We start from the raw sequence: 14,936 nt of genomic DNA, 5'->3' as shown, positions 1-14,936 counted from the left end.
AAAGACCGCTGGTTGTCGCGCTGCCCCCGTCAGGGAGTACGTGACCGAAGGATCCGCGCCTCGTGCGCGGGCAGCCCGCGCAGGATTGTTTGGAGCTTCGACCTCCGGGTCGCGTGCCTCGCACGTGGACCTGTCGAGTTCACCACGAGCCCCGTGCGCCTGCGCACCGGGGCTCATCTGCTTTTCCGCAGAGGTTCTCCTCCGTCCGGTGGTCCGAGGCGCGAATGGTCGACTCTCGCGGTCGGCCTGATTTCGACATCACGGAAGGAGGCGTAAGCCTATGGCTAGGCCCGACAAGGCTGCTGCCGTCGCCGAGATCACGGAGCTTTTCCGTGGCTCGAACGCGGCGGTGCTGACCGAGTACCGCGGTCTGACGGTGAAGCAGGTCAAGACCCTGCGTCGCTCGCTGGGCGAGAACGCCCAGTACGCCGTGGTGAAGAACACGCTGACCAAGATCGCGGCCAACGAGGTCGGGATCACGGAGCTCGACGACCTGTTCGCCGGTCCGACGGCTGTCGCTTTCGTCACCGGTGACCCGGTGGAGTCGGCGAAGGCTCTGCGTGACTTCGCCAAGGAGAACCCTGCTCTCGTCATCAAGGGCGGTGTCCTTGACGGTAAGGCGCTGTCCGCCGACGAGATCAAGAAGCTCGCGGACCTCGAGTCCCGCGAGGTGCTGCTCGCCAAGCTGGCGGGTGCCATGAAGGGCAAGCAGTCGCAGGCTGCCGCGCTCTTCCAGGCCCTGCCCTCGAAGCTCGTCCGCACGGTCGAGGCGCTTCGGGAAAAGGTCGAGCAGGGCGGTGCCGGTACGCCGGCTCCCGCCGCCGAGGAGACCGCGGCCGAGTAATCGGCCGAGGCCCTGCCTCGCTGCGGGCCCGTACGCCCGCCAACCCGTACATCCGGCACCACCTGCCGATTTAGTGGAAGGACGCCAATCATGGCGAAGCTGTCCCAGGACGAGCTGCTCGCGCAGTTCGAGGAGCTCACCCTCATCGAGCTGGCCGCGTTCGTGAAGGCCTTCGAGGAGAAGTTCGACGTCACCGCCGCCGCTCCGGTCGCCGTTGCCGGCATCGCCGGCCCGGGCGCCGTGGCCGAGGCCGTCGAGGAGCAGGACGAGTTCGACGTCATCCTCGAGGGCGCTGGCGACAAGAAGATCCAGGTCATCAAGGAGGTGCGCACCCTGACCTCCCTCGGCCTGAAGGAGGCCAAGGACCTCGTTGACACCGCTGGTGCCAAGGTCCTGGAGAAGGTTGCCAAGGACGTTGCCGAGAAGGCCAAGGCCGCTCTCGAGGGCGCCGGCGCCAAGGTCACCGTCAAGTGACTCTCCCCCGGCCCTAGCGGCCGGGTGGTGCCCCCAGCCCCTTCCGGGGGGCAGGAGCTCCGAGGCCGGGCCGATCACCCTTGCGGGTGGTCGGCCCGGCTTTTTCGCGTTTCCGGCGCCTCCGGGCCGCCGCCCCGGGTGGATTCCGGCCGTCGTCGGCCGTCGCGCGCCCCGTCGTCCGGCCGCTGCCGGGGCCGCCGCCCCGGTCGCCGCAGGGCCCGGGCCGACGGCCCGGCGGCCCGTCGGCCGCCCGCCGACGGCCGGTCGGTGGCCGGTCCCCGGCCGGTCCGTGGCCGGACACACCGGTGTGGCCGATCGGGCACTCGGCACTGTCGGTGCGGACGGGTATGGTGATCGCTGTCATCGCCTACGGCCCCGACCACGGCTTCTGTAACGCCGGGGTGGCCCGGAGCGATGAAAGGGACGAGGCCCGCACCGGAGGCGGGCCCTTGACGAACCCGGCGGCGCGCGCGATTCTCGATCCGCGAGTCCGCCCCGGTTGGTCGACCGCCGGATGCATAACCGGCGGCTCCGGAGGGAAGTGACTCCACGTGAGTCGTGGGCCCGGACGAGTCCGGGTCGCTGCAGTACCCGAAGGGCGTTCGCGCCCGACGGCTACCGGGAGGAGTCTCCGATTCGGTCTCCGAATCAGAGCTGGACAGCAGTGTCGCCTTTGGCTACACTGTCCCTTTGCGCTGCCTGTTAGCTGCTCCGTGACTCGTCGCCCGGAGTTTGCGTTGCCCTGAAGGGGTCTGGCACCGCCTCCGCAATGCGGCTCTGACCTGAGGTTTCGACCTCGGCGGAGGCCAGCGGCGAGGGAGGTGGGACCGAGCCCGTGAAGGCCCGGCCGGTACGCGCGTAGTGAGCTCCGAGCCCTCGGAAGGACCCCCCTCTTGGCCGCGCCGCGCAACGCCTCGAACAATTCCGCCGCATCCACCGCCCCGCTCCGCGTCTCCTTCGCGAAGATCAAGGAGCCCCTCGAGGTCCCGAACCTCCTGGCCCTGCAGACCGAGAGCTTTGACTGGCTGCTCGGTAATGCGGCCTGGAAGTCCCGGGTCGAGCGGGCGTTGGACAATGGTCAGGACGTCCCCACGAAGTCCGGTCTGGAGGAGATCTTCGAGGAGATCTCCCCGATCGAGGACTTCAGCGGGTCGATGTCGCTGACCTTCCGCGACCACCGTTTCGAGCCGCCGAAGAACTCCATTGACGAGTGCAAGGACCGCGACTTCACGTTCGCGGCCCCGCTCTTCGTCACGGCCGAGTTCACCAACAACGAGACCGGTGAGATCAAGTCTCAGACGGTCTTCATGGGCGATTTCCCGCTCATGACCCACAAGGGCACGTTCGTGATCAACGGCACCGAGCGTGTCGTCGTGTCGCAGCTCGTCCGCTCGCCGGGCGTGTACTTCGACTCCACCCTGGACAAGGTGTCCGACAAGGACATCTACTCCTGCAAGGTCATCCCCTCGCGTGGGGCCTGGCTGGAGATGGAGATCGACAAGCGCGACATGGTCGGCGTTCGCATCGACCGTAAGCGCAAGCAGTCGGTCACCGTGCTGCTGAAGGCCCTCGGCTGGACCAACGAGATGATTCTCGAGGAGTTCGGCGAGTACGAGTCGATGCGCGCCACCCTGGAGAAGGACCACACCCAGGGCCAGGACGACGCGCTGCTCGACATCTACCGCAAGCTGCGTCCCGGGGAGCCGCCGACGCGCGAGGCCGCGCAGACGCTGCTGGAGAACCTGTACTTCAACCCGAAGCGCTACGACCTCGCCAAGGTCGGCCGCTACAAGGTGAACCGCAAGCTCGGCAACGCCGAGTCGCTGGACTCCGGTGTGCTCACCGAGCCCGACATCATCAACGCGATCAAGTACCTGGTCAAGCTGCACGCCGGCGAGGTCGACTGGCGTGACGAGACCGGCCGCGACATCGTGGTCGAGGTCGACGACATCGACCACTTCGGCAACCGCCGCCTGCGCAACGTGGGCGAGCTCATCCAGAACCAGGTCCGTACGGGTCTCGCCCGTATGGAGCGGGTCGTGCGCGAGCGCATGACCACCCAGGACGTCGAGGCGATCACGCCGCAGACCCTGATCAACATCCGGCCGGTCGTCGCCTCCATCAAGGAGTTCTTCGGCACCAGCCAGCTGTCGCAGTTCATGGACCAGACGAACCCGCTGTCGGGCCTGACCCACAAGCGCCGTCTGTCCGCCCTCGGCCCCGGTGGTCTGTCCCGTGAGCGGGCCGGCTTCGAGGTCCGTGACGTGCACCCCTCGCACTACGGCCGCATGTGTCCGATCGAGACCCCCGAAGGCCCGAACATCGGTCTGATCGGCTCGCTCGCCTCCTACGGCCGGGTCAACGCGTTCGGCTTCATCGAGACCCCGTACCGCAAGGTCATCGAGGGTGTCGTCACCGAGCAGGTCGACTACCTCACCGCCGACGAGGAGGACCGCTTCGTCATCGCGCAGGCCAACGCCCCGCTGACGGCGGAGCTGACCTTCGCGGAGCCGCGTGTCCTGGTCCGCCGCCGCGGCGGCGAGATCGACTACATCCCGGGCACCGAGATCGACTACATGGACGTCTCGCCGCGCCAGATGGTGTCGGTCGCGACCGCCATGATCCCGTTCCTCGAGCACGACGACGCCAACCGCGCGCTCATGGGCTCGAACATGATGCGCCAGGCGGTGCCGCTGCTGAAGAGCGAGGCTCCGCTGGTCGGTACCGGCATGGAGTACCGCTGCGCCGTCGACGCCGCGGACGTCATCACCGCCGAGAAGGCCGGTGTCGTCCAGGAGGTCTCGGCCGACTACGTCACCGTGGCCAACGACGACGGCACGTACACCACGTACCGCGCCGCCAAGTTCACCCGCTCCAACCAGGGCACCGCCTTCAACCAGAAGGTGCTCGTCGACGAGGGCGCCCGGGTCGAGTCCGGCCAGGTGCTCGCCGACGGTCCCTGCACGGACGAGGGCGAGATGGCCCTCGGCAAGAACCTCCTCGTGGCGTTCATGTCCTGGGAGGGTCACAACTACGAGGACGCGATCATCCTGTCGCAGCGCCTCGTGCAGGACGACGTCCTCTCCTCGATCCACATCGAGGAGCACGAGGTCGACGCCCGTGACACCAAGCTGGGCCCGGAGGAGATCACCCGGGACATCCCGAACGTCTCCGAGGAGGTCCTCGCCGACCTCGACGAGCGCGGCATCATCCGCATCGGCGCCGATGTCGTCACCGGCGACATCCTGGTCGGCAAGGTCACGCCCAAGGGCGAGACCGAGCTGACCCCGGAGGAGCGCCTGCTCCGCGCGATCTTCGGCGAGAAGGCCCGTGAGGTCCGCGACACCTCGCTGAAGGTGCCGCACGGTGAGTCCGGCAAGGTCATCGGCGTCCGCGTCTTCGACCGCGAAGAGGGCGACGAGCTGCCCCCGGGCGTCAACCAGCTGGTCCGCGTCTACGTGGCCCAGAAGCGCAAGATCACCAACGGTGACAAGCTCGCCGGCCGTCACGGCAACAAGGGCGTCATCTCGAAGATCCTGCCGGTCGAGGACATGCCGTTCCTGGAGGACGGCACCCCGGTCGACATCATCCTCAACCCGCTGGGTGTCCCGTCCCGAATGAACCCGGGACAGGTCCTGGAGATCCACCTCGGGTGGCTCGCCAAGCAGGGCTGGGACGTCTCCGGCCTCGCCGACGAGTGGGCCCAGCGCCTCCAGGCGATCGGCGCCGACCAGGTCGACGGTGGCACCAACCTCGCCACCCCGGTCTTCGACGGCGCCCGCGAGGACGAGATCACCGGCCTGCTGGACCACACCACCCTCACCCGTGACGGTGAGCGCCTGGTGAACTCCACCGGTAAGGCCCGGCTGTACGACGGCCGCTCCGGCGAGCCGTTCCCGATGCCGGTCTCGGTCGGCTACATGTACATCCTCAAGCTGCACCACCTGGTCGACGACAAGCTGCACGCCCGTTCGACCGGCCCGTACTCGATGATCACCCAGCAGCCGCTCGGTGGTAAGGCGCAGTTCGGTGGTCAGCGCTTCGGTGAGATGGAGGTGTGGGCCCTTGAGGCATACGGCGCGGCCTACGCGCTGCAGGAGCTCCTCACCATCAAGTCCGACGACGTCCTCGGCCGTGTGAAGGTCTACGAGGCCATCGTCAAGGGCGAGAACATCCCCGAGCCCGGCATTCCCGAGTCCTTCAAGGTTCTCATCAAGGAAATGCAGTCGCTCTGCCTCAACGTGGAGGTGCTGTCCTCGGACGGCCAGTCCATCGAGATGCGGGACTCCGACGAGGACGTGTTCCGCGCCGCCGAGGAGCTCGGCATCGACCTGTCCCGGCGCGAGCCGAGCAGCGTCGAAGAGGTCTGACGGAGGCCGGGCCCGGCCGCTCACCGAGCGGCCGGCCCGCCCCCAGGCCCCCCTCAGACCACATGAACGACTCTCGACTTACGAAAGAGGGCTTGACGACCAGTGCTTGACGTCAACTTCTTCGACGAGCTCCGCATCGGCCTGGCCACCGCCGACGACATCCGCCAGTGGTCGCACGGCGAGGTCAAGAAGCCGGAGACCATCAACTACCGCACCCTGAAGCCCGAAAAGGACGGACTCTTCTGCGAGAAGATCTTCGGTCCGACCCGGGACTGGGAGTGCTACTGCGGCAAGTACAAGCGCGTCCGCTTCAAGGGCATCATCTGTGAGCGCTGCGGCGTCGAGGTGACGCGCGCCAAGGTGCGCCGTGAGCGGATGGGCCACATCGAGCTGGCCGCCCCGGTCACCCACATCTGGTACTTCAAGGGTGTGCCGTCCCGCCTCGGCTACCTGCTGGACCTGGCGCCGAAGGACCTCGAGAAGGTCATCTACTTCGCCGCCTACATGATCACCTGGGTGGACGACGAGCGTCGCCAGCGCGACCTCCCGTCGCTGGAGGCGCACGTCTCGGTCGAGCGTCAGCAGATCGAGAACCGTCGCGACTCCGACCTCGAGGCGCGCGCCAAGAAGGCCGAGACCGACCTGGCCGAGCTGGAGGCCGAGGGCGCCAAGGCCGACGTGCGCCGCAAGGTGCGCGAGGGCGCCGAGCGCGAGATGAAGCAGCTGCGCGACCGCGCGCAGCGCGAGCTCGACCGTCTCGACGAGGTGTGGGCGCGCTTCAAGAACCTCAAGGTCCAGGACCTCGAGGGCGACGAGCTGCTCTACCGCGAGCTGCGCGACCGCTTCGGCACCTACTTCTCCGGCTCGATGGGCGCGGCGGCCCTCAAGGACCGCCTCGAGACCTTCGACCTGGCGGAGGAGTCCGAGCGCCTGCGCGAGATCATCCGCACCGGCAAGGGCCAGAAGAAGACCCGCGCGCTCAAGCGCCTCAAGGTCGTCTCCGCGTTCCTGCAGACCACCAACAAGCCCAACGGCATGGTGCTGGACTGCGTCCCGGTCATCCCGCCGGACCTGCGTCCGATGGTGCAGCTGGACGGTGGCCGCTTCGCGACCTCCGACCTGAACGACCTGTACCGCCGTGTCATCAACCGCAACAACCGCCTGAAGCGGCTTCTCGACCTCGGTGCCCCCGAGATCATCGTGAACAACGAGAAGCGCATGCTCCAGGAGGCCGTCGACGCGCTGTTCGACAACGGCCGCCGCGGCCGTCCGGTCACCGGCCCGGGCAACCGCCCGCTGAAGTCCCTCAGCGACATGCTGAAGGGCAAGCAGGGTCGTTTCCGTCAGAACCTGCTCGGCAAGCGAGTCGACTACTCGGCCCGTTCGGTCATCGTCGTCGGCCCGCAGCTCAAGCTGCACCAGTGCGGTCTGCCCAAGGCCATGGCGCTGGAGCTCTTCAAGCCGTTCGTGATGAAGCGCCTGGTCGACCTGAACCACGCGCAGAACATCAAGTCGGCCAAGCGCATGGTCGAGCGCGCCCGCCCGGTCGTGTGGGACGTCCTCGAAGAGGTCATCGCCGAGCACCCGGTGCTGCTGAACCGTGCGCCCACCCTGCACCGCCTCGGCATCCAGGCTTTCGAGCCGCAGCTGGTCGAGGGCAAGGCCATCCAGATCCACCCGCTCGTCTGCACCGCGTTCAACGCGGACTTCGACGGTGACCAGATGGCCGTCCACCTGCCGCTCTCCGCGGAGGCGCAGGCCGAGGCCCGCATCCTGATGCTGTCCTCGAACAACATCCTGAAGCCGGCCGACGGTCGCCCCGTCACCATGCCGACCCAGGACATGGTGCTCGGTCTGTTCTTCCTGACCTCGGACCGCGACAACGTGAAGGGCGCCGGCCGCACCTTCTCGTCGACCGCCGAGGCGATCATGGCCTTCGACGCCCGCGAGCTGGGCGTCCAGGCTCCGATCGAGCTGCGCCTGCCGATCGGCACCGTGCCGCCGCGCGGCTGGACCCCGCCGCTGGACGAGGACGGTCAGTCGTCCTGGTTCGAGGGCGAGTCCTTCCGCCTGAAGACCACCCTGGGCCGCGCGCTCTTCAACGAGCTGCTGCCCGAGGACTACCCGTTCGTCGACTACGAGGTGGGCAAGAAGCAGCTCTCCGCGATCGTCAACGACCTGGCCGAGCGCTACCCCAAGGTCACCGTCGCGGCGACCCTGGACAACCTGAAGGCGGCCGGCTTCCACTGGTCGACCCGTTCGGGTGTCACCGTCTCGATCTCCGACGTCGTGGTCCCGCCGAACAAGGGCCAGATCCTCGAGGGCTACGAGGCCCAGGCGGAGAAGATCCAGAAGCAGTACGAGCGCGGTCTGATCACCAACGACGAGCGCAAGCAGGAGCTCATCGGCATCTGGACCCGGGCGACCAACGAGGTCGCCGAGGCCATGAACGAGAACTTCCCGAAGACGAACCCCATCTTCATGATGGTCGACTCGGGTGCTCGTGGAAACATGATGCAGATGCGTCAGATCGCCGGTATGCGTGGTCTGGTGTCCAACGCGAAGAACGAGACCATCGCGCGACCCATCAAGGCGTCGTTCCGTGAGGGCCTCTCCGTGCTGGAGTACTTCATCTCCACCCACGGTGCCCGTAAGGGTCTCGCGGACACCGCCCTCCGTACCGCCGACTCCGGTTACCTCACCCGTCGTCTGGTCGACGTCTCCCAGGACGTCATCATTCGCGAGGAGGACTGCGGCACCGAGCGCGGCCTCAAGCTGGCGATCGGCACGGTCGAGAACGGCGTCCTGCGCAAGACGGACGACGTCGAGACCAGCGTCTACGCCCGCATGCTCGCCGAGGACATCACGGTCGACGGCAAGCTGCTGGCCACCGCGAACACCGACCTCGGTGACGTGCTGATCGACGAGCTGATCCGCCACGGCATCGGCGAGGTCAAGACCCGCTCGATCCTGACCTGTGAGTCGGCCGTCGGCACCTGTGCCTTCTGCTACGGCCGCTCGCTGGCCACCGGCAAGCTGGTCGACATCGGTGAGGCGGTCGGCATCATCGCCGCCCAGTCCATCGGTGAGCCCGGTACCCAGCTGACCATGCGTACCTTCCACACCGGTGGTGTGGCCGGTGACGACATCACGCAGGGTCTGCCCCGTGTCGTCGAGCTCTTCGAGGCCCGTACCCCCAAGGGTGTGGCCCCGATCTCGGAGGCCCAGGGCCGGGTCCGCATCGAGGACACCGAGAAGACCCGCAAGCTGGTCGTCACGCCGGACGACGGCACCGACGAGATCGCCTACCCGGTCTCGAAGCGTGTGAAGCTGCTCGTCAGCGAGGGCGAGGCGGTCCAGGTCGGCCAGAAGCTGACCATGGGTGCCACCAACCCGCACGACGTGCTGCGGATCATGGGCCAGCGCGCCGTCCAGATCCACCTGGTCGCCGAGGTCCAGAAGGTCTACAACTCGCAGGGCGTGTCGATCCACGACAAGCACATCGAGATCATCATCCGGCAGATGCTCCGCCGCGTGACGATCATCGAGTCGGGCGACGCCGAGCTGCTCCCGGGCGAGCTCGTCGAGCGTGGCCGCTTCGAGACCGAGAACCGTCGTGTGGTCTCCGAGGGCGGTCACCCCGCCTCCGGCCGTCCGCAGCTGATGGGTATCACCAAGGCTTCGCTGGCCACCGAATCCTGGCTGTCGGCCGCCTCCTTCCAGGAGACGACCCGGGTGCTCACCGACGCGGCGATCCACGCCAAGTCGGACCCGCTGCTGGGCCTCAAGGAGAACGTCATCCTCGGTAAGCTCATCCCGGCCGGTACGGGTCTGCCCCGCTACCGCAACATCCGGGTCGAGCCGACCGAGGAGGCCAAGGCCGCGATGTACTCGGCCGTCGGCTACGACGACTACGACCTGTCGCCCTTCGGCGCCGGCTCCGGCCAGGCGGTCCCGCTGGACGACTACGACTACGGCCCGTACACCGGCTGAGTCGAAGGTTCCTGATCGCAGGGCGGTCACCCCGAACGGGGTGGCCGCCCTGCGGCGTTCCCGGACTCCGTCGCGCGGGGGAGGGCGGAAGACCGGTCCGGCGGGGGAGGCGCCGCCGGACCCGGCCGGGCCAGGCTCGGAGCCGTCGGAACGAGGACGGGCGGAGGGCGCGGGCATGGACGTGCGACGGGTGCTGGGGGCGGTGGCGATCACCGGGGTGGTGGCGCTGGGCTCGATCGGCTGTTTCCGGGACCGGGAGGAGGGGCCCGAGCGGCTGACGGTCTCCTACGGGGTGGCCGGGCCGGTGGCCGAACTGGTGGTGGACGGGGGGACCGGCGGCATCGAGGTGCGGGCCGGGGAGACCCTGCGGGTGGTCGAGAAACAGGCGTTCCGGGGCGACCCGCCGCGGACCCGGCACTCGCTGGTGGACGGCACGCTCCGGCTGGCGTACGACTGCTCGGACTGCGGGGTCGGCTACGAGGTGACCGTCCCGGCCGGCACGGCGGTGCGGCTCACCAGCGGGACCGGCGGGATCCGGCTGCTCGGCCTGGCCGGGGAGGTGCGGGCCACGGCCGGCGTCGGCGGGGTGGAGGGCAGCGGCCTGACCTCGGCGAAGGTGTCGGTCACCGCGGACACCGGCGGCGTGGAGCTCTCCTTCGCCGCGAGCCCGACCACCGTGGAGGCCAGGGCGGAGACCGGCGGGGTGCGGGTCTCGGTGCCCGGCGGCGAGCCGTACGCGGTGGACGCCGGGACCGGCGTCGGCGGGGTCGAGGTGACGGTGCCCCGGCGGGACGGCGCGCCCCGCAGCATCACGGCACGGGCCGGGACCGGGGGCGTGGCGGTCACCGGTGGCTGAGCCCGGGGCCGGGACCGGTTTCGGTTCCGCTTCCGGCTTCGGTTCCGGCTTCGGGTCCGCCTCCGGTTGCGGCTCCGGCGGAGGAGTGCCCACCGCGCTGCCGGTCGGGCATGATCTTCTCCGCGGGGGCGGGTACCCCGGACACGGGGGAGGGGTCATGACCGCACGGTCGGCACGGTGGCGGGCACGGGTGGCCGGGCTCGACCCACGGGTGGTGGACGGCCTGACGGCGGCGGTCTCGGCGGCGGTCTCGCTGTGGTCGGTCTCCCAGGACGAGACCGTCAGGCCGTGGTGGGTCTACCTGCTGGCGCTCGGAACGGCCCTGCCGCTGCCCTGGCGCAGACGGGCACCGGTCACCGTGCTGGTGCTCAGCGGTGGGTTGTCGGCGGTGCTCTCGGTGCTCGCCCACTCGGCGATGCCGCAGCTGCCCCTGTACGCGGTGATCGCGCTCTACACGGTGGCCGACCGGGCCGGGGAGCGGCAGCGCTGGACGGTGCTGGCGGTGACCGTGGTGGCCAACGTGGTGGGCACGCACTCGCCGAACGGCGCGCTGTTCTCGCTGCTCACCTCGGTCGGGGCGTTCGTCTTCGGCTGCCTGGTGCGGGAGCTGCGCCGGCTGGCGGCGGTGGAGGCGGAGCGGGCCCGGGAGGCCGGCCGGCGGGCGGCCAGTGACGCGGCCCGCGCGGTCGTCGAGGAACGCGCCCGGATCGCCCGGGAGATGCACGACATCCTGGCGCACGCCGTCTCGCTGATGGTGATCCAGGCCGAGGCGGGGCCGCTGGTGGTGCGCAGCGATCCGGACCGGGCCGTGAGGACCTTCGACACCATCGCCGACTCGGGGCGGGATGCCATGGTCCAGTTGCGGCGGGTCCTGGGGGTGCTGAAGGAGGAGGGCGCGGCGCCGGAGCTGGCGCCGCAGCCCCGGCTGGCCGAGCTGCCCGCGCTGGTCGAGCGGGTGCGCCGGACCGGGAGGGTGGTCGAGCTGGAACTCGACGACCGGGCCGGGCCACTGCCGGCCGGGGTGGAGGCGGCCGGCTACCGGATCGTGCAGGAGGCGCTGACCAACACGGTCAAGCACGCGCAGGCGGACCGGATCGGGATCCGGGTGGTCCGGGAGGGGGCGGAGCTGGTGGTGCTGGTCTCCGACAACGGGCGCGGGGTGCGGCCCGGGCCGGACCGGGAGCCGGGCGGGCGTTCCGGAGGCCGGGGGCTGGTGGGCATCCGGGAGCGGGCGGCGGCCTGCGGCGGCCGGGCGGAGGCCGGACCCGGGCCGGGCGGCCGGGGGTTCCTGGTGAGCGCCCGGCTGCCGCTGGACGGGAGGGCGGACGGGACGGCGAACGGTTCGGCGGCCGGGCGGCCGGCCCGGGCGGTGCGGGTGGGGGCGGAGGTGACGGGCCCGGCGGGTCGGGCGGGTTCGGGAGAAGGGGCGGGCGGATGAGGCCGATCAGGGTGGTCGTCGCGGACGACCAGGAGCTGGTACGGGCCGGGTTCGGGATGATCCTGGACGCCCAGCCGGACATCGAGGTGGTCGCGGAGGCGGCGGACGGGGCGGAGGCGGTCGAGGCGGTCCGCGTCCACGCCCCGGACGTGCTGCTGCTGGACGTCCGGATGCCCGTCATGGACGGGCTGGAGGCGGCCCGGCGGGTGTGCGCGGATTACCCCGGCACCAAGGTGATCATGCTGACCACCTTCGACATCGACGACTACGTCTTCGACGCGCTGTACGCGGGGGCCAGCGGCTTCCTGCTCAAGGACGTCCGTCGCGACGACCTGGCGCACGGCGTCCGGATGGTGGCCTCCGGGGAGGCGCTGCTGGCGCCCTCGGTGACCCGCCGGCTGATCGGCGAGTTCGCCGCCCGCCGACCCGGCTCCGGCGAGCGCCCGGCCCGGCCGCCGTCCCGGTTGCTGGAGCAGCTGACCGCGCGCGAGCGGGAGACGCTGGTGCTGCTGGCCCGGGGGCTGTCCAACGCCGAGATCGCCGCCGAGCTGGTGGTGAGCGAGCACACGGTGAAGACCCATGTCAGCAATGTGCTGGCCAAGCTGGGGCTGCGGGACCGGGTGCACGCGGTGGTGTTCGCCTACGAGGCGGGCGCGGTGGTGGCCGGCGAGGGCTGAGCGCGGGGGCGTCCTCCCCCGCGCGGGGGAGGCGCCGGATTCGCCGGTGCGGGCGATCCGCGACGAGGGCCCCGGCGGACAGGATCCGTGGTGCCGGCCTTCGCCGGAGCCGCCGGCCGGGCCGGTGGAACCCACCACCTCAGGAGCACCCCGTGCACACCGTGCCGCCCGCCCGCCCCGTCACCCGTGTCGCCGTCGTCGCCGCCCCCGTGCTGATGGCGCTGTACGGCGGTGTCCGACTGCTCGACGGATCGCGCGACCCCGGCCCCGGCTGGCTGGTCGGTCACAGTCTGCTGCTGTTCGCCCCGCTGCTGCTCGCGCTGGAGCGGGCTCCCGGCCCGCGCCGGACGGCCGGGCCCCGGGTGGCCGGCCGGGTGGCGCTGGGGGCGGCGTTCACCGGGCTCGTCGCCTCGCTGGGGCAGATCGGGATCGACCTGTACGTCGGCGCGGTGGCGGTGGACAAGGCCGACCAGAACCGCTTGTTCGAGGCGGTCCAGAGCCGGCCGGGGGTCGAGCCGCTCTTCTACTCCGCTCTCCCGCTGCTGTTCCACCTGGGGGTGCTGGCCCTGCTGGTGGGCGCCTCGGTGGGTGCCGGGCGGGTGCTGCGCTGGTGGAGCCCGGTGCTGATGGCCGTGGCCATCGTGCTGACGGCGGCCGATCTGGCGTTCCTCCCGCTCGCCGCGGTCGGCCAGCTGGTGGCGCTGGCGCCGCTGGCCGGGTTCGGCCCGGGGGGCAGCCGTCCGGTCGCGGCCCGGTCGGCCCGAGCCGCCTGACGTGCCCGGGCCGCCTGACGTGTCCGAGCTGCCCGGGCGGTCTGTGGGTCCCGGACGCTGCGGGCGGCCCGAGCGGCGGGGCGCCGGGTCGGGCCGCCGACGTCCGGCGGGCCGGTCCGGCATCATGGCAGGAGATGCACGGGACCGTTCGTGGGACGAGGTAGGCGTGAGCAGGCGTGGACAGAGTGGCGGCGGCGGAGGCGGGGACGTCGGGGCGCTGCTGGACACGGCGGTGCGCGGGGTGGTGACGGCCCCCGAGGAGGGGCTGGACCTCGCGCTGGACACCGGAGCCTCGCTGCTGGCGGCCTCCGCCGGGCAGTGGCCGGCGGTGAGCCGGGCGGCGCTGGGCCACGCCGACACGGCGGTCGGCCGGTGCTGGTCGGCCGGCTGGCGTCCGGCGGACCTGGCACGGGTGGTGCGGCGGGACCTGAAACCGGTGCACCTGGCGCTCGCCGTGGACCTCATCGCCGCCGAGGGACGCCGCCACCCGGCCGCCGGGCTCGACCGGCGCTGGCAGGAGCAGCTGCGGGAGCTGGAGGCCGAGGTCTGGTGGCCGTCCGACGAGGCGTACCTCTCCGGCTTCGCCCAGCGGCACCGGCTGGACCGGTTCGCGCTGGCCACCGCGTTGCTGGAACTGCTGCGCAGCTGGGGCCGGCTGCCGCCGATCGCCCCGGTCGGTCCCGCCCCCGGGCGGTCCGCGCACCCGGGCGGCCCGGAGCGGCGCCCGCGCGGCCCGGTGACGGGCGAGCCCCGGATGCTGTCGCGGATCCGCGCCCTGCTGGCGAAGGCCGAGTCCACCGACTTCCCCGAGGAGGCCGAGGCGCTGACCGCCAAGGCCCAGCAGCTGATGGCCCAGCACAGCATCGACGAGGCGCTGCTCGCCGTCGAGGGGGTCGACCCGCACGCCCCGGGCGCGCTGCGGATCGGGGTGGACAACCCGTACGAGAGTCCCAAGACGATGCTGCTGGACGCCGTGGCGGCGGCCAACCGCTGCCGGGTGGTGTGGGCGAAGGAGTTCGGCTTCTGCACCGTGATCGGCTTCGACGCCGACCTCGACGGCGTCGAGCTGCTGTACACCTCGCTGCTGGTCCAGGCCACCCACGCGATGCAGCAGGCCGGGGCCCGGCAGCACCTGGACGGGGCCTCCCGCACCAAGGCGTTCCGGCAGTCCTTCCTGGTCGCGTACGCGGCCCGGATCCGGGAGCGGCTGACCGAGGCGACCGAGCGGACGACCAGCGACGCGGCGGCCGGCCGGCACCTGCGCGAGGACGGCACGGCGGAGCAACTGGTCCCGGACGAGCGGCTGCTGCCGGCCCTGAAGGCGCGCACCGAGGCGGTGGACCAGGAGGTCGGCCGGATGTTCCCCAAACTGGTGTCGCAGCGGGTTCGGGTGAGCGACGGCGAGGGCTGGGCGGCGGGCCGGGCGGCGGCGGACCGGGCGTCCCTGCGCGGTCGTTCGGGGGAGATCCGGGGCTGACCCCGGGGCCGGCCCGTCGGCGGGGAACCTCGGC

At 70.9% G+C, this 14,936-nt stretch carries 9 protein-coding genes; all 9 read left to right on the top strand.

The genetic code is table 11. The annotated features are described in order from the left end of the window. The first annotated feature begins 280 nt into the window (after positions 1–280). Positions 281–844, top strand: a complete 564-nt coding sequence (rplJ, locus tag ACIQ9P_RS15945) for a 50S ribosomal protein L10 (protein WP_030393254.1) — start codon at positions 281–283, stop codon at positions 842–844. 90 nt (positions 845–934) lie between these two features. Then, on the top strand, positions 935–1,318 hold the full coding sequence (gene rplL, locus ACIQ9P_RS15940; RefSeq protein WP_402355350.1) for a 50S ribosomal protein L7/L12: 384 nt from the start codon (positions 935–937) through the stop codon (positions 1,316–1,318). A gap of 893 nt (positions 1,319–2,211) precedes the next feature. Continuing rightward, complete coding sequence (gene rpoB / locus ACIQ9P_RS15935; protein ID WP_402355349.1) at positions 2,212–5,688, top strand: DNA-directed RNA polymerase subunit beta; 3,477 nt, start codon at positions 2,212–2,214, stop codon at positions 5,686–5,688. Positions 5,689–5,790: 102 nt separating this feature from the next. Then, a complete protein-coding gene (locus ACIQ9P_RS15930; protein WP_402355347.1) occupies positions 5,791–9,681 on the top strand; it encodes a DNA-directed RNA polymerase subunit beta' in 3,891 nt (1,296 codons plus the stop codon). Positions 9,682–9,856: 175 nt separating this feature from the next. Continuing rightward, complete coding sequence (locus ACIQ9P_RS15925) at positions 9,857–10,537, top strand: hypothetical protein (protein WP_402355345.1); 681 nt, start codon at positions 9,857–9,859, stop codon at positions 10,535–10,537. A gap of 157 nt (positions 10,538–10,694) precedes the next feature. Continuing rightward, entirely contained in the window at positions 10,695–11,975 is a 1,281-nt protein-coding gene (locus ACIQ9P_RS15920; RefSeq protein ID WP_402355343.1) for a sensor histidine kinase, read from the top strand. Next, positions 11,972–12,652, top strand: coding sequence for a response regulator (locus tag ACIQ9P_RS15915; RefSeq protein ID WP_402355341.1), 681 nt, complete (start codon positions 11,972–11,974; stop codon positions 12,650–12,652). The genes ACIQ9P_RS15920 and ACIQ9P_RS15915 overlap by 4 nt, the downstream gene beginning before the upstream one ends. A 152-nt stretch (positions 12,653–12,804) precedes the next feature. After that, positions 12,805–13,425 carry a hypothetical protein gene (locus ACIQ9P_RS15910; RefSeq protein ID WP_402355339.1) on the top strand — a complete coding sequence of 207 codons (621 nt, stop codon included), beginning with the start codon at positions 12,805–12,807 and terminating at the stop codon, positions 13,423–13,425. Between the two features lie 166 nt (positions 13,426–13,591). Beyond that, positions 13,592–14,902 (top strand): DUF2786 domain-containing protein, encoded by a 1,311-nt coding sequence (locus ACIQ9P_RS15905; protein WP_402355337.1) that lies wholly within the window; start codon positions 13,592–13,594, stop codon positions 14,900–14,902. The last annotated feature ends 34 nt before the right edge of the window (positions 14,903–14,936 follow it).

The sequence above is a fragment of the Kitasatospora sp. NPDC094019 genome, from assembly GCF_044764505.1.
In the GTDB taxonomy this organism is placed as follows: domain Bacteria; phylum Actinomycetota; class Actinomycetes; order Streptomycetales; family Streptomycetaceae; genus Kitasatospora.
The sequence above is the reverse complement of the archived record's forward strand: the minus strand, read 5'-3'. Positions and strand labels throughout refer to the sequence as shown.